The following is an 18,981-nucleotide window of genomic DNA, read 5'->3' as shown; positions in this document are numbered from 1 at the left end:
GTATGAAAAAATTGATAAATAAATCTATTATTTTTTCGCTGATTTTTGCACTGACTTCGTGTAATGATTGGTTGAATGTTTCTCCTAAGACGGATATGAAAGCAGAAGATTTGTTTTCTACAGAATCTGGATTTCGGGATGCATTGATTGGTGTCTATGCTTTAATGTCAACGAGTAATCTTTACGGGAGAAATTTGTCTTATGCTTATTTGGATGTTTTGGCACAGTATTATACTAGCCCTCGTAGTAATACTTCAACAGGCTATGAGCATAGTTTAAAAAATGCAGCCGAATATAAGTATACAGAAAGTGGGGAAGAAGCTAGAATACTATCTCTTTGGTCGAGTCATTTCTCTGCAATAGCCAATATAAATCAAGCTTTGTTATTTATAGATGAAAATCGGGATGTATTTACTTCTGAGGATATTCATTGTATTTACAAAGGTGAATTTTTAGCTCTTCGTGCTTTACTTCATTTTAATGTTCTTCGTCTTTTCGCACCATCCCCGATGATGGATAATCAGAATGGCTTGAATTCTCCAGCAATCCCTTATATTGAAGTATATACGAATATTGCTCAGCCTCAATTAACGGTGAAAGAGGTATTGACAAAAATCATAAAGGATTTGCTTACAGCTAAGGAGTTGATGGAGGATCGGGAAATTTTTAATGAATTTGATTCCTCATCTCCGATGTATAAAAGAAATCAACGGATGAATTATTATGCTGTTACAGCTCTTTTAGCTCGAGTTTATCTTTATGGAAATGAAAAAGAAGCTGCTTTGAGTCAAGCGAAAGAAATTATCGGGGAAGTGGACGGGGAAAATCCGACTTCTTACACGTTGGCGACTAGTGCTGCAACTGCCACGAATCCAATGTTCCAGTCGGAGTTGATATTTACTTTAGACGTTCAGAAATTGAAAGATTTGAGTGAGAGTTATTTTGTGGAAACTTCGCTTTCTGATGTTTTGTTGATGTCTGTAAAAGGTAAGCAGAATATTTTTAATGCGAGTGGATTGGAAAATGATTTCAGATCCTCTTGGTTGACCTTGACGTCAAGTGGGAATGAGTATGTTCTGACAAAATATAACGGTATGACTTATATACCGATGTTTAAATTATCAGAACTTTATTTAATTGCGGCAGAGTGTGCTGACGGAGAGGATGCATATGGCTATTTGAATAAGTTAAGAAATCATAGGGGATTATCAAGTATCGAACAGACTCAAGACATAGAGAGTTACATTTATCAAGAGTATAGAAGAGAGTTCTTGGGAGAAGGTCAGTTATTCTTTTACTATAAACGTAAGTTGTTCGATACTGTTGGAGCAGAAGATAAAATTGGAATTGAGGATTTGAAAGTGGTTTATAATTTACCGATACCGACATCGGAAATAGACTTTGGTAATATAAAAAATTAATAAAGATGAAAAGAATAGTTATACTTTTTGTTTTAGCCGTGTTTTGTTCTTGTAATAAGAATGAAAGATTAGTCTACGATTTGAATATGCATGATATATATTATCCGATTGTAACAGAAAAACGGGATAGTTTGTTTATATCGTTATTAACTGCGGATAAAATATTAACTACGACCGTAGATGTTAAATTACTTGGTGATGTGTTACAATCTCCAACTAGATTCAAGGTTGAGGTTGTAAAGGAAAAGACAGATGCAATAGAGGGAGTTCATTATGAAAAATTGCCAGATTATTATGAATTTCCAGCAGGAGAATTTATATATAAAATGCCAGTTAATTTGCTGAGAGGAGATAAGGGAATCACGGAAAAGCCTGTGTCATTGACATTGCGTCTCTTGGGAACTTCTGATTTGGGGATTGCTTATCAAGATCGGGCTGAGATACGTTTGGTCATTGCAGATATGGTAAAAATGCCTGAAGGAACTGGTTATTATGGGGATATGACTGCATTCAAAAATTTATTTGGTGATTATTCAAGAAAGAAACATACGATGATTATTGAATTAACCGGACATGATTTTTGGGATGGTAATTACGGTGATAATGGAGGGGTGTATGGAATTTATTACGAGATGGATTATTATACTCCTTATGCGAGAAAGTTGTATAAGATTATTACAGAGAATGAGATCAAGGATGAGAATGGAAATATCATGCAGGGATGGATGGTTCCCTAGTATTTTTAATGTATGATTTTAAAATGTAGAGATAGTTATGAAAAATTTGAAATATATATTGATTCTGTTTTTATTACTTCAATTATCATGTATTGATGATAAATCGAAATTTGGGGGTAATGAGATTGATTCGATTACGATTGAGGATATTGAAGCTTATAAGGAAATAGAAATAGGAACTAAACTTGAAATAAAGCCTACCGTGATTACGAAATTCGGGGAGCAGTCTCAGCTTTCTTATGTATGGTATAAGTATAATAAAGAACAGGTGGTCGCTGATACATTATCGTATGAAAAGGATTTGGATGTTATAATTGGTGATGTCCTACCGGGTGTTACAACGACTTTGGTGTTCAAGGTTATAGATCAGCAGACGGGAGTTTTTGCGATGAATAAATCTTCTTTTGTTACAGTAGGTAAGTATTCTGGTGGAACATTGATGTTATGCCAGGTGGATGGAGAAAATGATTTAGCCATGTTAAAAAAAGATGGCAAAACTTTGTATGAGAATATATATTCCTATGCGAATGATGGAGTTCGATTAGGGAAAAAGTCTAGACGCATAATTTTGACTGATTCATACACGTATAATCCTCTTGGACATAAATCTGTAATTGTAACCTGCGATGATGAAACAGGGGGAGTTTATCTTGATCCTGTGATCTTTACAAGACAAAATTATATGAAGGAGAAGTTTATCTTGGGAGAAGAGATGGTTGGAGATTTAGTTATTACGGGTTACATTGCAAATGCAGAAGGTGATTACTTGATTGTAAATGGTAAAGTGTATAATAGGATAAATGGAGATAAAGCCAAGGCAGATTGGAATCCAGAACTTGTATTTCTTACGGATCCGAAAGACTATTATGCAGCTTCTTCAATTGGTAATTCGGTAGGACTTATGTTTTATGATAATTTGCATAATCGTTTTATGGTGAATAAAGGTGGAGCAGGGTATTTTAGTTTTATTACGGGAGCAGATTATGATTTTTCTAGCTATGATCCTAATGATATGGGAGATGGTATAGAGTTGGTTATTATGGGAAATCAAAGTTCACGAACAAATTTTATGTGGGAATTAATGAAAAATACCAAAACAGGAGAATATGTATTGGTAAAAAGTAAGACAGGCTTTAATTCATCATGGGCAACAACATTTGTAGCTGAATACAAAAAAGTCCTTTCTAAAAATGAATATCCCCATTTATATGAAGCATCGGATTTTATAGCAGGAACGAAACTATTTTTTGCAAATTCTTCTCCTTGGAAGGATTATGTTTTGGGACAACCCAATATATTCTTTTTCTTGAGTAATAATAAAATATATGCGTTTAATGTCGGAACACTTTCGGAAGGTGTATTAATTGATGGAAATGCCGAAAATTACACGATAACAGGGATGGATTGTACCGAGATAAAGGATCCTATGGGAGTGGAAGATACATATGTTCAACTCACAGTGGCAGTTAAAGATCGTAGTTTGGCTGGTAAATCGGGAGGGATTGCTGTTTATCGTTTGAATAATGTGGGTGGTCTCTCTGCTGAAAAAATGTATGAAAAGACAGGATTCTGTGATGAGGTTCTTTATACCGTAGAAAAGTTGAACTAATAAGAGAGGCATAGTGGAAGTATCAAAATTTTCCTTTAAATGTTCTTTGGTTCTTGGTTTATTGGGAACATTGGAGAACTAGAAATTATTGAAAAGTGAAAATTTTGATACTTCTCTTTTACATTATTAGATGAGTAGAATTAATTTATTCGTTATGAAAAAAAGTATTATTGTTTTTATTTTTTGTATCTTATTTTTTAATGTTTATAGCCAACAAAAAATAGAAGGTAATTTAGGTAATTTCCATGTAAATAAAATTTATTTGTTTGAAGTTGTGAATGAATATCGAGAGATATATCGAGTCATTGATTCTACTGAAGTAAGCAAAGGTAACTTCATGTTTGTCTTGAATAATGTGACTCCTGAATTATATTTTATGAGTGATAATTTTGAACATGGAGGTTATTTCTTTTTAGATGAAGAAAATGTGATGTTAACAATAGAGAGTGTGACTGAGAAAGAGATAACATGGAATGTGAAAGGCTCACGTTTGAATAAATTGTATCGTGAATTTGCAGATGAATTATATGTTGCAACTAATAGGCATATTCGGGATTCTCTGGATCGCCGTTTTTTTCAAGCACGGGAAGCTGGAGATAAGGTTGAAATGGAAAGAATAAAACAAGAAGCAATGCCTTATTATGTGGGAGAAAGGGATATTGAAAGAGCTTTGGTAGATCGATATTTGGAAAAAAATAGAAATAATCCTTTTGGAGCGTATCTCTATTATTCTAAAATATTTCAGTTTAAAAATTTTCCGACAATGAATGAGATTGATAAAGAAAGGGCATATATCGGAGCTTTTGGAGAAAAGGCGAAAAATAACCGTTATATATCTTGGATGGAGGAGCAATTAATGACTTATGAGAATTGTTCTATAGGCCATGAAGCTCCTGAAATTATTGGGAAAGATACTTTGGGAAATCCAATTCGTTTGAGCGATTTCCGAGGTAATTATGTGTTGGTAGACTTTTGGCATTCATATTGTCATTGGTGTCGCAAGGAAACTGCTGTACTAAAAAAAGCGTTGAGATATTTTGAAGGAAAGAATTTTAAAATATTAGGAGTTTCTTCTGATTTTCATGAAGATCGGTGGAAAAAAATTATTCGAGAAGATGGGTGTTTCTGGGATCATATGATTTTGGAACGAGGAAATCCAGCTTCTCGTTTATATTGCGTTAAAGGAGTTCCATATATTGTGTTAATTGGGCCGGACGGGAAGATTCTGGCCAAGGAGTTGAGGGGGCAGGATTTGATAGACGTGCCGGATCAATTTGTGAAGTAAACGAATTAACCCGAATTTAATCGTGAATATCTCGTGAAAGTCCCGTGAAAGGACGATACAGACGAGATATAGCCGAGATAAAGACGACTTAAAGCCGAGTGGAGTCGTCTTTATCTCTTTTTTTTACACTTGTACGTGTCGGATAAGTCTTTGACTGGGTTTGATTTCTACTTTATTTGGGCTATAAAAAACTGATAAGTAGCATGACGTTCAGTAGGGTAACAATTCCCCCGATCACGTACAGGAGCCATTTCGTGTAGGTAGAATTTTTGTATTTTCCCATGACCTTGGACGAGGAAGTGAGGTAAACTTGCGTGAAAATGGTGATCGGTAACTGTACGCTTAGAGCCATTTGCGAGTAAATCAACCCTTGGAAAGGATTCGATACTACCATGATCAGGGCAAAAGCGAGGATGAGGGAAGTTAGCACACCGATGCGGGAATGACTGTCCTTGATGTCGTAAGGCTCCTTGTATATTCCAGCGAAAATGGAGCCGGCAGCCATACCTGAGGTAATAGTAGAAGAAATTCCGGCAAACAGGAGAGCCACGGCAAAGATCACGGAGGCATTATTCCCAAGCAATGGTGCCAGCAGGGAATTGGCTTGTTCCAGTTCCGTGACGGGAGTTCCGGTTCCGAAAAATGCGGCAGCAGCCAGTAGGATCATGGCGCTGTTGATGGCCCAACCGATCACCATGGAGAGGATCGTGTCGGCATATTCGTAGCGTAATTGTTTTTTGATGATTTTATCGTCTTGTATATTCCATTGACGGCTTTGGATGACTTCCGAGTGAAGGAATAGATTGTGGGGCATGACCACGGCCCCGAGTACGCTCATGATAACGACCATGGAGCCTTCGGGAAAAGCGGGGGTAACCCACGCGGGCAAGGCTGTATTCCAGTCGATCTCCACGAGGGAGAGTTCGTAGATGAACGATAAGCCGATGATGGAAACAAAAGCAATGATCCATTTCTCGATCACCCGGTAGGTATTCGTGAACAACATGATAACCACGAAAATCAATACGAGTATTGATCCTGCCCGGATCGGGATGTTGAATAACATTTGCAAGGCAATGGCCCCACCTAGTATTTCGGCTAGAGAGGTGGAGATGGAGGCGAGCATGGCAGAGTAAAGAATACCTTTGGCATAACGGGGTTTCAAGTATTCGCTGGCGGCTTCCGAAAGGCATAAGCCGGAGGCAATTCCCAAGTGGGCCACGTTGTGTTGCAACACGATCAGCATGATCGTGGACAGGGTGACCATCCATAATAGAGAATAACCGAATTCGGCACCGGCGGCCAGGTTGGAGGCCCAGTTTCCCGGATCGATAAAGCCCACGGTGACAAGTAGGCCGGGACCTATATATTTAAATATTTCCAGTCCCCCGAGTTTCGGGTTATGTTTTGCCGTGTTCAGTAGTTCTTTGAATTGTTTTAACATGTTGTTCGAGTTAAAAGCTAAAGGTTAAAAGCCGATCGTGTAATTTTATTATTATTTTTGAAACTTCAAAAGTACGAATAACGATGAATATTTGTTCTCGTGACCGTGAACTTTTAGTATTAACTTTTAACTTTTGATTTTCATGTTGATTCCTGTACTTCTTGTCGTGGCCTCTTTGGTGGTACTTTATTTCGGGGCAGATTTTCTGGTGAAAGGTAGTTCATCGCTGGCCGTGCGTTTTGGAATATCTCCTTTAGTTGTCGGTTTGACCGTGGTGGCATTCGGGACAAGCGCACCGGAGTTACTGGTTAGCGTGCAGTCGGCATTAGAAGGTAATCCGGGAATTGCCGTGGGAAACGTGATGGGATCTAATATATTCAATGTTTGTGCTATTCTTGGAATTTCAGCAATGATTTACCCGTTGAGGGTGAATCCCCGGTTGATTCGGTTGGATGCACCCGTGATGCTGGCGGCCACGTTATTGTTCGTGGGGATATTTCATAACGGGAGTTTCGGAAGATGGGCCGGGATATTGTTTTTTGCCGGGATATGTGCCTATATGATTTACTGCGTGTACAAGGCCAAGCGGGGAGAGGTGGTTGAAGGGGACGAGGAAATCAAACCCACGAAGAGCTGGATGCTGGATGTCGTGTTGGCGATTGCGGGACTTGCTTTGTTGGTATGGGGATCGGGCTTGCTCGTCGATAATGCCGTGATTATCGCGAAAGCCTTGGGATGGAGCGAGGCGGTGATCGGTTTGACGATCGTGGCAGCAGGGACAAGTATGCCGGAACTGGCAACTTCCGTGGTGGCTGCCTTGAAAAAACGTACGGATATTGCCATCGGTAACGTGATCGGTTCGAATATATTCAATCTTTTGGCTGTTTTAGGATTAACGGCGACGATTGCACCCGTGGAGACCAACCAGATTAACTGGACGGATATGCTGGTGATGCTCGGAACTTCTTTACTTCTGTTGCCTTTCATGCGAACGGGATTCAAGATCGGGCGGGGGGAAGGTGTCGTGCTGTTCGTTATTTATATCGCTTATACCGTCTATTTGCTTGTTTATTAATTGTTTGTTGGTATATGAAACCTTTAGAGGAGAGAAAAAAAGTGTGAGGGAATAAAAAGAATGTTTATTTCTTGGTAGGAATGGGTTATTTTCCTTAAATTTGGTTGCGTTACTTGAGTGCTTGGTAGTGGTGTATTTTAAGGAGTAACACAATTATGGGGGGAAGTTTCATGCAGAATGAGCAACAAATATTATTGGAACATTTAGCCAAAGATAGTGATTTGGCTTATACTCTATTGTACAAGCAATTCTACGTTCCGATGGTGCTTTTTGCTAGTAAATATATTAATAATGAGGAGGAGGCGAAGGATGTAGTACAAGAGTTCTTTATTTCCATGTTGGGACTAAAAAAAGAATTCGAGAATGTTACAGCATTAAAAGTTTATCTTTATAGTTCGGTTAAGAATAGGTGTACGAACTATTTACGGCATGAGCGGGTAAAAGGGCGTTACGAGGCTTTCGTGATGCAGGAGTTCGATGATGTGGATTTGTTTTGGGACCGAGTGTTGGAAGAAGATGTTTATTCCCGTGTGATGGAGATGGTCGAGGAACTCCCCAAGCAATGCCGGAGTGTGATGACTCTTTCGTTGGAAGGATACAAAATTTCTGAAGTTGCGGAGAAAATGGGAATTTCTCTTGAAACGGCGAAAGAATATAAAAAAGAGAGTAAAAAACGATTGACAACTCGTTTGCAGACATTAGGATTAAGTATGTTCGTGCAATTATTTTTCTAGATACAATTTCATTGAATCATAAGTTATAAAAAATAAAAAGAGAAAATTTTATTTATTTTTTCTCTTTTTCATCCCCCCCGTTTTATTTCAAAGGGTGTTTTATTTATAGAAACATGAATAAAAATGTTTATGAATAGAGCAAATGAAACTTTTCGAGTGTCAGAAATTATTTTCCGGTATATTCTGGGAGAATTGGCGGATGAGGAAAAAGAGCAATTGGAACGATGGCTGGATGAGAAACCGGATCATAAGTATTTGTTTGAGGATTTAGTGAAAGAGGCTAAAAAATCGGAAAAAATAAAGGCTTATGGACGGATTGATTTATATGAGGCATTGGAAGACCTGTTGAGGAAGAAGAGGAAAATGGAGCAGATGAGGAAAAAGCGTCGCTTTATAACATGGGCGACAGGAGTGGCGGCCGTTATTCTACCTTTGGCTATTGCTTTCATGCTACATATTCATAGGGGAGATTCCGGTGAAAGTATGGAAGACGTGAAAGAGGTTGTTGTTTTACCTGCCGGCAAACCACGGGCTATGCTCCAGCTTGCATCGGGAGAGGAGATTATGCTGACTGCGGGAACGACACAACGTATAAAGCAAGAAAATGGAATCGAGATTAAACAGGATTCCGGGGTAATCGAATACCGGGTTGATAAAGCAAAAGATAAAGAAATTCCGCAGTTTAACATCATTTCGGTTCCGCGGGGTGGTGAGTTTTCGCTAGTGTTGAGTGATGGGACTCGTGTTTGGCTGGATGCAGCGAGTCGTTTACGTTACCCGGTGACGTTTGTCGGTAAGGAAAGAAGGGTATATTTGGAAGGGGAAGCGTTTTTTGACGTGGCTAAGGATAAAGAGTCTGAGTTTGTTGTAGAAACGAAACACGCTGATGTCAAGGTGTTTGGAACATCTTTTGATGTTTCTGCCTATGAGGACGAAGAGAAAACGACGGCCACTCTGGTACGGGGTTCGATCGGCATGGAAGTTCGTGAAACAGGTTCTGAAATACGTTTAAAACCGGGTGAACAAGCTTGCTTGGTGGGCAAAGAGTTGACAAAGTGGGAGGTGGACACGGAGATGTACTCGGCTTGGAGAGAAGGGCGTTTGGTGTTCAGTAAAGTGCGTTTGGAAGATATGTTACGACGTTTAGCCCGGTGGTATGATGTGGATATTGTTTTTTCCCGATCGGAATTGAAGGATTTCACGTTTACCGGAGAGGTGCAGAAGTATGAGGATTTTTCCGAAATATTGGAAGTTATCGAGATGACGCAGATTGCGCGCTTTCAAGTGAAAGGTAAGACAATAGTAGTATATTAATAATAAAAAGAGCTACTCGTGCTGGAACACGGGTCGCTCTAAGAGTAAGTTTATCAGCAATAATAACTTAAACGACACAAATGTATGAAAAAAAATGGAGAATATGACCCTCCTAGGTTGGGGTCATTAAAAAAAATTTGTAGGATTATGAAAGCTACGATGCTTTTTCTCATGCTGACGGTTTGCCATTCATTTGGGATGGTCCACGCTCAAGAGGTGCGTTTGGATATTGATTTGGAGAAAGCCAATTTCGCCGAATTCATGGAACAAGTGAAAAAACAGACAGAATTCACTTTCTTCTTTCACGATGCAATGGTGATGAGTTTGAAAGATATTACTTTACACATGCGGCAGGCTGATATTGAGGCTGTTTTAAAGGCTTGTCTGAAAGGCTCGAATGTTGCTTACCGGATTAAAGATCGTACGATCATTCTCTATGGATTAAACGATCAATCGAAGAAGGGGATAGACGTGAAAGGTTTGGTGGTGGATGAACAGGGAGATCCGATGCCTGGGGCTACGGTCAAGGTGAAAGGAAACGAGGGGAACGGCGTGTTGATAGGTACGGTAACAGGGCCGGACGGGAAATTCTCGTTAAATGTACCGGATAGGAAAGTGATGTTGGAGGTGTCATTTGTCGGTTATGTGTCTCGTTTGATTGCAGCATCCGACACGGTATCCTTGAAAAAGGTCGTTTTGAAAGAAGAGTTGAAGAATATAGAAGAAGTTGTGGTGACCGGATACCAGCGAATTGACCGGAAGTTATTTACCGGTGCCGCAGCAGTAATTAAAGCGGAAGATGCGATGGTTGAGGGAGCAATAGATGTAAGTCGTATGTTGCAGGGAAAAGCGGCCGGGGTACAGATACAAAATGTATCCGGAACTTTCGGAGCTTCTCCTAAGATGAGAGTGCGGGGAGCTTCTTCCATTAACGGGAACCAGAAACCGTTGTGGGTTGTTGATGGGTTGGTTCTGGAAGACGTGGTAGAGGTTTCTGCCGATGATTTATCATCGGGAGATTCGGAAACTTTAATCAGTTCTGCAATTGCCGGCCTGAATGCCGATGACATCGAGAGTTTCCAGATTCTAAAAGATGCTTCCGCAACAGCATTGTACGGGGCACGAGCAATGAACGGAGTGGTAGTGATTACCACGAAAAAGGGGAAGAAGGGGACGATGAAGGTAAATTACAGTGGAGAGTTTACGGTGCGCATGAAACCGAGTTATGATCAATATAACCTGATGAATTCACAGGAACAGATGATGGTGTATAAAGAGATGGAGGCGAAAGGGTGGCTGAATTATGCGGATGTTTCTCGTAAGAAAAACGGTGGTGTTTACAAGAAAATGGCTGATTTGATTTCCACGTATGATGAGACTACCGGGAAATTTGGTTTGGAGAATACCCAACAGGCCAAGAATGCTTTCTTGCAGAAGTACGAGATGGCAAATACGGATTGGTTTGACATTCTTTTCCGTAATTCTTTACAGCAAGTACATTCTTTGAGTTTGTCATCAGGAACAGATAAATCTCGTTTCTATGCCTCCTTGAGTTATTTTAATGACGGGGGATGGTCAATTGCCGACAAGGTGGAACGCTACACGGCGAACATGAATGCTTCTTTTGATATAAAGAAATGGTTGACCGTGAATTTATTGACCAATGGTTCGTTACGTATGCAGGATGCTCCGGGAACCAATAGCCGGAACACGAATGCCGTGAGTGGTGAAGTGGAGCGTTCTTTTGACATTAACCCGTTTAGTTATGCTCTGAACACGAGTAGGGCGTTACGTGCTTATGATGATGATGGTAATTACGAGTTCTACACGATGAATTACGCTCCATTCAGTATATTACACGAGTTGGAGAATAATAAGTTGAAAATTGATATGTTGGATACGAAGTTCCAGATGGAATTGGAGTTTCGTCCATTGACCGGGTTGGACGTGAAGATGTTGGGGGCTGTTCGTTACGTGAAGACGACACGGGAACACCGGATTTATGATACATCCAATGCGGCGGAGGCTTATCGTGCTGCCGGGGATGCCACGATTCGGGATGGAAACAAGTTGTTATACGAGGACCCGGATATGCCAGGCTACCCTGCCAAGGTGGTGATGCCGAAAGGGGGACTTTATAATCGGAACGAGAATTCCATGTTGAACTATTATCAACGGATGATCGTGAATTATAATGCCTCTTTTGATGGCGGAAAACATACTTTGAACGTGTTGGGAGGAGAGGAGCTACGTTACACGAACCGGACGTATGCCAGTAATCAGGGATTTGGTTATCAGTGGGATCGCGGTGGAGTTGCTTTCCTAGATCCTGATTTATTGAAACAGCAGATAGAGTCAGGTTTGTCTTATTACTCGATGGAAGAGGAGTTTGATCGTTTCGTAGCTTTCTTTGCCACGGCGGGATATAGTTATAATGGTACTTACGTGTTTAATGCAACCGGGCGTTACGATGGTTCCAATCGTTTGGGAAAATCCCGTTCCGCTCGTTGGTTACCGACTTGGAATATTAGTGGGGCTTGGCACGTGTCGAATGAGGCATTTATGGAATCATTGGAGAAGATTTCCCGTTTGACTTTGCGTGCCACATATGGTTTGACGGCCAGTATGGGACCTTCAAGTAATTCCCGGGCCGTGTTGTACAATGAGGTAACGAAACGCCCCACGCAACAGGAGAAGGAAAATAGTATTTATATCAGTGCTTTGGAAAATAGTGAATTGACTTGGGAGAAACAATATGAAACGAATGTGGGTGTTGATCTGGGTATTTTCGATAACCGAATTAGCTTGAGTGCCGATGTGTACTGGCGAAAAGGATTTGATCTGATTGGTAGTGTGCGGGTTTCCGGTATCGGGGGACAACAGTCCAAGAAAGCGAATTATGCCGATATGAAATCTCATGGTGTAGAATTCACGTTAAACACGAAGAATCTAGTATACTCTTCTTTTAGTTGGGTTACGAATTGGACATTTTCCTATAATAAAAACAGAATCACGAATTTGGAATCCCGTCCTCGCGTGATGGATTTGGTAAAAGCAGAGGGGGCGCCCAGGCAGGGATATGCGGTAAGAGCTATATTTTCGGTTCCTTTTATGGGATTGACAAATGAAGGAATTCCCACGGTCATGGATCCGGATGGTAATATTAGCGTCGGGGATATTAATTTTCAGGAAACGAACAAGCTTGATTTTCTGAAGTATGAAGGCCCCGTTGATCCGAGAATTACGGGTGGATTTGAGAACACGTTCAAATATAAGAATTTGACTTTGGCCGTATTCTTGAATTATCAATTTGGAAATAAAGTTCGGCTACATAATTATTTTAAAAACGAGTATAATGATTTGACAGCCATGCCGAAAGATTTTTTGGATCGTTGGATGATGCCCGGAGACGAGAATCGTACTTCGGTACCTGTAATCCTTTCTGCACGTCAGAATTCCCGGACAAAGAGCGAGTATAAGGAAGTTTATAATGCTTATAATTATTCCACGGAACGAATTGCTGATGGTTCTTTCATTCGCTTGAAAGACATTAGTTTGACCTATAAATTTGATGACAAGTGGGTACAGAGCATCGGGCTTGGTTCCATGTCATTAAAGTGCATCATGTCCAACGTGGCATTATTGTATAGAGATAAGAAATTACACGGACAGGATCCGGAGTTCTTCCGTTCCGGAGGAGTGGCATTGCCTGTTCCGCGACAAGTGACATTCTCTTTGAGAGTAGGATTTTGACGTGAAGAATATTAAATCATTAAAACAGAGAAAATGAAAGCATATAAAATATTAACGGTCGGGATGTTTGCACTTTTGGTGACAGCGTGTAACTCGTTTCTGGATGTTGTTCCGGATAACCGTACCGAATTGGATAGCCCGGAAGCGATCAAGGAGTTGCTGGTATCGGCTTATCCGAAGGCTCACTATTACCACATGTGTGAGGTGATGAGTGATAATGTTGCGGAACGTTTGGTCAGTGGAACGCATAGCCGGGCGACCTTGAACAAGCAAATGTATCAGTGGATGGACGGAACCGGTACGGGAACGGATTACCCGGTTTACGTGTGGACAAATTATTACGAGGCGATAGCTGCGGCCAATCTGGCATTGGAAGCAGTGGAAGAAGAGGGCGATACGAAAGAGTATGCGGCAATTAAAGGGGAAGCGTTGGTTTGTCGTGCGTTTTGTCACTTTATCCTGGTGAATCTTTTTGCGGAACATTATGATCCGGATAAGGCAGAGCAAATGTTGGGAATTCCTTATTGTGTAAAACCGGAAACACAAGCTATCGTGTATTACAAACGTGATAACTTGAAGCAGGTATATGACCAGATTGAAGAAGATTTGCAAACGGGACTACCGTTATTACAAGATCAGACGTACGAGGTTCCAAAATATCATTTCGCAAAGGCTGCGGCTCATGCTTTTGCCGCTCGTTTCTATCAGTACAAGGGCGAATGGGACAGTGTGATTGTACACTCGACGGCAGCTTTGGGAAGTAATCCGAAGAGTAAATTACGTGATTTGAGAAATCCGGATCAAGCTAACGGGCAATGGGGAGATAAGGACGCTTATGCGGCTAAATATTTTAAAGTAACTCAACCGTCTCCTTTCCTGATGATCTCGGCTAAGAGTTGGTGGGCAAGGGACGGGCAGTCATTCAGCTTGTGTTATAGTATGAAAAAGGATGAGCATGCCTCTTTGTTTACGGAAAAGAACGTTACGGGTAGCCCGGTAACCGGAACATATGCTACGTTCTTCGTGATCTCGACTAATTCAGCCGGTTGTGCGCGGATGTATAAATTTGACGAGTTATTTATCCGTAGTTCTATTGGTTCCAGTTCCGGGCAGGGATATACGGTTTCAACCTTATTGTCTAGTGAAGAGGCTCTCTTAAACCGGGCAGAAGCTTACGTGATGAAGAATCAGTTTGATTTGGCTTTAGAGGACATTAATTTATATCTTGCTGAACGGGTACGTGTGGATAAAGATGATCCTCATGCGGATTTTACACCGTATAAAGTGAATTTGGCGAAGATAAAGGCATTTTATGATGGAAAAGAGGAATTCCCTGATTTTGAACCGTTCTATGCAAGTACGATTTCAGAGGACCAGATGTCTATGTTGAAATGTGTGGTTGATTGGCGGCGAAAAGAGTTTATGCAGGAGGGATTACGTTGGTTTGACATCAAGCGTTTCCATTTACCGGTTGTACATACGTTTACCGTTTCGGGTGATCCGTCGATTACGCTTACAAAAGATGATCTTCGGCGTGCCGTACAGATCCCGTCAGAGGCACAGGCTTTTGGAGTGGAGGCGAATCCTCGTTAGTATAATAATTGTAAATACAGTAGATTATGAAAAAGTATATATTTAACTTATTACTGTTGGCATTGCTGTTCTGCGTGACGGCATGTTCGGACGATGATCTGGGACCTTCCATCTTTGATACCACTACTGAAGAGTTGACGGAGCTGGATCTTTGGATGCAGAAAAATTTTGTGGAACCCTATAATATAGAGGTGATTTACAAGTGGCGTGATGTTGAAACGAGTATGGAGTACAACCTGACTCCACCAAAGGAAGACAATGCGAAAGGATTGGCGGATGTGTTACTGAATATTTGGTGTAAACCATATGTTGAAATCGGAGGGGAATCCTTCTTCAAAAGTTTGTCCCCTAAACAGTTGCTGTTCATCGGTTCTTCTCGTTACACGAGTAGTGGGACGGTAACTAAGGGTACGGCTGAGGGGGGACGTAAGATTGTCATTTTCGAGGTTGACCAGTATGACAGGACAAATGCGACACGCCTGAAACGCTATATGAAGACAATTCACCATGAGTTTGCTCATATTGCGGCACAAACGGTAGAGTATCCGAAGGAGTTCGAGAATATCACTCCGAATTACGTGGAGGGATGGGATAAGATCAAAGATCAAGATGCTTATGATCAAGGATTTCTTTCCGGTTATGCGATGAGTGAACCGGGTGAGGATTTTGCAGAGATTGTTGGCTTCATGCTTTCTAATAGTGCGGAGGACTGGGAGAAAATGTTGGATTACCCGACCTCGCAGGAGGCGAAAGATAAATTGAAACAGAAGGTGGAGATGGTTGTGATTTATTACCGGGACACTTGGAATGTTGATTTGTACGCATTGCAGGCTGAATGTGAACAAGCCTTGTATGATGTTGTTAATGGTGTAACTGTTAATCCTTGATGAGTATGAAAAATCTTATATATTTATTCATTGCTGCAAGCATGATGTTGGTAACGGCTTGTTCTGATGATGACGAATACGTGTTTTCAGAATTACCGAGCGAGCGGATAGAGGCTTTCCAGAAGGAGTGCCAGACAACTCTGCGAGGAGCGACCGACGGGTGGAAACTTGTTTATTATCCCCAAAAGGGTGTGTATGGTGGTTTTACTTTTGTGTTTCGATTTAGTGAGAAGAACCGGGTGGAGATGATCAGTGATTTCGAACCGATAAAAGGAGATTATTCTTATAATTTGAATCTCTCCGAGGGGTTGGTGTTGACTTTTGATTCTGATAGTCCGATTCACCAGTTGTCTAATCCCAATTACGGGGCACCGGCTCACGACGGTGATAAAGGTTACGGATTGGAAGGTGATTTCGAATTTATCGTGAAGGAGGTAAAGGAGGATGTTATTGAATTAATTGGTAAGAAAACCCGTGTGGAGGTAAAGTTGGAGAAGGCTACCGCTGCGGATTGGACTACCGTGAAAAAATTAGCAGAGATGGCTGGCTACTTTGTGTTGGGAAATAGTGGGTTAGGCATGACGGTGAACGGGGAATTAGCTATTGGCGGACGTGTAGAATTGAACGATATATTCCATTTGTGTACAATGGCTTACAAAGATGAAGAGGGAAACACGGTGTCCGTGGAGACTCCGTATATAATCACGAATGAAGGATGCTTGTTTGAGAACGAAGTGGAAGTGGCCGGGGTGAAATTTTCCGGTTTGACCGTGGATCTGAGTAACGGGGTGACTAATCGGGAATTCGTATCCAATGATGCGGATCAGGCAATTCGTTTCTTTATTATGGATCTTTCCCCTTTGAATTTGACTCCGGCAGAAGTGCCGACCTTTGTACCTAACAAATACATAGCCTCTGTGGATATGTTGAAAAGCCATGACGAGTATATCATTACGGACATGAGTGCCTCCTTGAAGGTTGAATGGGAAGCTTTGCAGGCTGAGTTACCGAATTTTGAGAAATTTACGTTGGAGATGGATCGTAAAGACGGTTACGAGGGGTCGTTCCGGGTGACGGCTATCAATAGTGGTGACGGAAAATCCAAAAGCCATAATTATGACTTTGGAGCCTTTACCTTGTTGAATAATACGGTGAATCAAGTACGGTTTGATAATAGCAAGAAGAGTCATTCTACTTCTTCCGGTTTCACAGATAAAGCGTTATATGATGCTGGTGAGAATGCTCGTGTGGGAGCAATATATAATGCTTTCTTTGATAGTAAAGGTTTCACGGTGATTCGGGATTCGGAAGAGATCTTCTGGATTAGGAGTATTCAGAATCCGGAAGTTTGGATGAAACTGGAAGCTGATTAAAATAGAGCTGTGTGTCGTCCTATGAAGGATTAGTTGTTTTTTTGACAGCCGGGATTTCGGTGGGTCTCGGCTGTATTTCGCTTATAAAAAGAATTAAGATGAAAACATTAAAGATATGGGTGTTGTGCCTGTTGTTGGGTACAGTGTGGGACGTGTGTTTGGCACGAGATTTAAAACAAAATAAAGATACAACGACAAAAGTGGCGTCTGTGGATGGCCCCTATGTGTTGTACGATGAAACCGGACGAATGAGGGTGATTCATGTTGATGAACACGGAGTATTACAAGATCGTGTTTACGATGAGGTTCCGGAAGGTTTTAAACTAAACGTGGTTTCGCAGAAAGGTGGCCATCGTTTTCAGGTGAAACTACATCCCGTGGAGCGTCCACTTTGGAAGTCCGGGCAGCGGGAGAAAACATTGATTATTTCTGATCCTCACGGGGACTTGGAGAGTTTCGTTTCCGTGTTGCGCAACAATGGTGTGATCGGAAAGAATTATAAATGGAAGTTCGGTAAGAATCAGGTGATTGTTATCGGTGATGTCTTTGACCGGGGAAAGGACGTGTTGCCCATTTTCTGGTTGATGTACAAGTTGGAACAGGAGGCGAAGGATGCAGGAGGGGTGATGACTTTTATGTTAGGGAATCACGAGGAAATGGTGTTGCGGGGTAACTTAAAATATACCCGGAGCAAGTATAAGGATTTAGCAATATCACTTGGGATGGAATATGCCGACTTGTGGCATGAGAAGAGCGAGTTGGGGCGTTGGTTGCGTTCTCGTAATCTGATTCAGGTCGTAGGAAAGAATTTGTTCGTCCATGCCGGACTGAGCAAGGAGTTTACCGGAATGGGAAATGCCGTAACAGAAGTAAACGAAGAGATGGCGAGATCTATTTTCTTGCCGAAGAAAGAACGGCAGGAGTTGTCTGCCTTGTCTGATTCCATCTATTGCGATCGGGGACCTTTTTGGTTCCGGGGGATGGTGAAAGATGAGGAGAAATATCGTCCTTCCACACCGGAGGATGTGGAGCGTATTTTGGAACAATACGGTGTAGACCGTATATTCGTGGGACACACGATATTTGATGACGTGACTCCCTTCTTTGAGGGGAAAGTCGTGGCCGTGAACGTGAATAATCAAAAGAACCGGGAGGCAGGTAAAGGCCGGGGAATCTTGATGCAGGGAAATACCCTGTATGTTATATACGATAAGGGTAAGCCTCGTAAATTCTAGCTGTTTTATTTCAATAATGAGGCTGTGTCAAAAGTCATTTTTCAAACTCCCTCCCCCCTTCGGGGTACTCCCTCTATAAACAGAGGGAGAGTTGAAATACTCCCTGTCTTCGGGAAGAGTCACCAGCTCCAATTTAAACAACTACCCCCCACTAACTCCCCCTTACACAGGGGGAGTTGGAATGGGTAGTCTGTAGATACTGGATATGACTTTTTAAACATTTACTTTTGCACTATTCAATAACACGAAAAATCGTGTATCTTTGAAAAAGAAGAGTTGCAGTGCACTAATTTTTGGACTAGTCTTTCAGGACTACAGGCTGAATCAGACTGCAACTCTAACTTTCGGAGAATTTAGCCAGTTAGAATTTTAGGCATTAAGGCCTGTTAAATGTATTAACTACTTCTCCTCTTTGTTTAACTGTAAATGCAAAAGTATGAATTAGGCGCATAGTAAAAAAGCTGTGTATACGGATATAAGTTTGTACCTTTGCAGAAAAGAAAAACAGTAATGGAAAAGAA

General features: G+C 41.2%; 13 protein-coding genes. 12 read left to right on the top strand and 1 reads right to left on the bottom strand.

Annotated features, from left to right (window positions below):
* The first annotated feature begins 2 nt into the window (after positions 1-2).
* The 4 genes from I2I33_RS06510 to I2I33_RS06495 all read left to right on the top strand — a co-directional run bounded on the left by I2I33_RS06510 (position 3) and on the right by I2I33_RS06495 (position 5,052).
* Positions 3-1,421 (top strand): RagB/SusD family nutrient uptake outer membrane protein, encoded by a 1,419-nt coding sequence (locus I2I33_RS06510; RefSeq protein ID WP_087422486.1) that lies wholly within the window; start codon positions 3-5, stop codon positions 1,419-1,421.
* A 5-nt stretch (positions 1,422-1,426) separates the two neighbouring features.
* On the top strand, positions 1,427-2,158 hold the full coding sequence (locus tag I2I33_RS06505) for a DUF4843 domain-containing protein (protein WP_087422485.1): 732 nt from the start codon (positions 1,427-1,429) through the stop codon (positions 2,156-2,158).
* Positions 2,159-2,195: 37 nt separating this feature from the next.
* Positions 2,196-3,767, top strand: coding sequence for a PKD-like family lipoprotein (locus I2I33_RS06500; RefSeq protein ID WP_195666773.1), 1,572 nt, complete (start codon positions 2,196-2,198; stop codon positions 3,765-3,767).
* Positions 3,768-3,921: 154 nt separating this feature from the next.
* A complete protein-coding gene (locus I2I33_RS06495) occupies positions 3,922-5,052 on the top strand; it encodes a TlpA disulfide reductase family protein (protein ID WP_162613869.1) in 1,131 nt (376 codons plus the stop codon).
* A 181-nt stretch (positions 5,053-5,233) separates the two neighbouring features.
* Here I2I33_RS06495 and I2I33_RS06490 read toward each other — a convergent pair whose 3' ends face one another.
* Positions 5,234-6,496 carry an Nramp family divalent metal transporter gene (locus I2I33_RS06490; protein ID WP_087422482.1) on the bottom strand — a complete coding sequence of 421 codons (1,263 nt, stop codon included), beginning with the start codon at positions 6,494-6,496 and terminating at the stop codon, positions 5,234-5,236.
* A gap of 142 nt (positions 6,497-6,638) precedes the next feature.
* Between I2I33_RS06490 and I2I33_RS06485 the strand changes: the two genes are divergently transcribed.
* The 8 genes from I2I33_RS06485 to I2I33_RS06450 all read left to right on the top strand — a co-directional run bounded on the left by I2I33_RS06485 (position 6,639) and on the right by I2I33_RS06450 (position 18,460).
* Entirely contained in the window at positions 6,639-7,571 is a 933-nt protein-coding gene (locus I2I33_RS06485; RefSeq protein WP_087422481.1) for a calcium/sodium antiporter, read from the top strand.
* 155 nt (positions 7,572-7,726) lie between these two features.
* The gene (locus I2I33_RS06480; RefSeq protein WP_087422480.1) at positions 7,727-8,305 is read left to right on the top strand and encodes an RNA polymerase sigma factor; all 579 of its coding nucleotides are present in this window, start codon (positions 7,727-7,729) and stop codon (positions 8,303-8,305) included.
* 129 nt (positions 8,306-8,434) lie between these two features.
* A complete protein-coding gene (locus I2I33_RS06475; protein ID WP_158572089.1) occupies positions 8,435-9,619 on the top strand; it encodes a FecR family protein in 1,185 nt (394 codons plus the stop codon).
* 147 nt (positions 9,620-9,766) lie between these two features.
* Entirely contained in the window at positions 9,767-13,372 is a 3,606-nt protein-coding gene (locus tag I2I33_RS06470; RefSeq protein WP_087422478.1) for a SusC/RagA family TonB-linked outer membrane protein, read from the top strand.
* A 33-nt stretch (positions 13,373-13,405) separates the two neighbouring features.
* Positions 13,406-14,965 carry a RagB/SusD family nutrient uptake outer membrane protein gene (locus I2I33_RS06465; RefSeq protein ID WP_087422477.1) on the top strand — a complete coding sequence of 520 codons (1,560 nt, stop codon included), beginning with the start codon at positions 13,406-13,408 and terminating at the stop codon, positions 14,963-14,965.
* A 26-nt stretch (positions 14,966-14,991) separates the two neighbouring features.
* The gene (locus tag I2I33_RS06460; RefSeq protein WP_087422476.1) at positions 14,992-15,852 is read left to right on the top strand and encodes a putative zinc-binding metallopeptidase; all 861 of its coding nucleotides are present in this window, start codon (positions 14,992-14,994) and stop codon (positions 15,850-15,852) included.
* A gap of 5 nt (positions 15,853-15,857) precedes the next feature.
* On the top strand, positions 15,858-17,225 hold the full coding sequence (locus I2I33_RS06455) for a DUF4302 domain-containing protein (protein WP_162613868.1): 1,368 nt from the start codon (positions 15,858-15,860) through the stop codon (positions 17,223-17,225).
* Between the two features lie 98 nt (positions 17,226-17,323).
* Positions 17,324-18,460 (top strand): metallophosphoesterase, encoded by a 1,137-nt coding sequence (locus I2I33_RS06450; protein WP_195666772.1) that lies wholly within the window; start codon positions 17,324-17,326, stop codon positions 18,458-18,460.
* The last annotated feature ends 521 nt before the right edge of the window (positions 18,461-18,981 follow it).

The organism is Butyricimonas sp. BSD2780061689_150309_C8 (genome assembly GCF_015560935.1).
Taxonomy (GTDB): Bacteria; Bacteroidota; Bacteroidia; order Bacteroidales; family Marinifilaceae; genus Butyricimonas; species Butyricimonas paravirosa.
Note: the sequence above shows the minus strand (reverse complement) of the source record. Positions and strands in the feature narration are given on the sequence as shown.

Bases quoted from the DNA above. Each gene is read 5' to 3' on its own strand.
- I2I33_RS06480 (WP_087422480.1), top strand. From the start codon at position 7,727: ATGGGGGGAAGTTTCATGCAGAATGAGCAACAAATATTATTGGAACAT.
- I2I33_RS06490 (WP_087422482.1), bottom strand. From the start codon at position 6,496: ATGTTAAAACAATTCAAAGAACTACTGAACACGGCAAAACATAACCCG.
- I2I33_RS06485 (WP_087422481.1), top strand. From the start codon at position 6,639: ATGTTGATTCCTGTACTTCTTGTCGTGGCCTCTTTGGTGGTACTTTAT.
- I2I33_RS06450 (WP_195666772.1), top strand. From the start codon at position 17,324: ATGAAAACATTAAAGATATGGGTGTTGTGCCTGTTGTTGGGTACAGTG.
- I2I33_RS06460 (WP_087422476.1), top strand. From the start codon at position 14,992: ATGAAAAAGTATATATTTAACTTATTACTGTTGGCATTGCTGTTCTGC.
- I2I33_RS06495 (WP_162613869.1), top strand. From the start codon at position 3,922: ATGAAAAAAAGTATTATTGTTTTTATTTTTTGTATCTTATTTTTTAAT.
- I2I33_RS06500 (WP_195666773.1), top strand. From the start codon at position 2,196: ATGAAAAATTTGAAATATATATTGATTCTGTTTTTATTACTTCAATTA.
- I2I33_RS06455 (WP_162613868.1), top strand. From the start codon at position 15,858: ATGAAAAATCTTATATATTTATTCATTGCTGCAAGCATGATGTTGGTA.
- I2I33_RS06510 (WP_087422486.1), top strand. From the start codon at position 3: ATGAAAAAATTGATAAATAAATCTATTATTTTTTCGCTGATTTTTGCA.
- I2I33_RS06470 (WP_087422478.1), top strand. From the start codon at position 9,767: ATGAAAGCTACGATGCTTTTTCTCATGCTGACGGTTTGCCATTCATTT.
- I2I33_RS06505 (WP_087422485.1), top strand. From the start codon at position 1,427: ATGAAAAGAATAGTTATACTTTTTGTTTTAGCCGTGTTTTGTTCTTGT.
- I2I33_RS06475 (WP_158572089.1), top strand. From the start codon at position 8,435: ATGAATAGAGCAAATGAAACTTTTCGAGTGTCAGAAATTATTTTCCGG.
- I2I33_RS06465 (WP_087422477.1), top strand. From the start codon at position 13,406: ATGAAAGCATATAAAATATTAACGGTCGGGATGTTTGCACTTTTGGTG.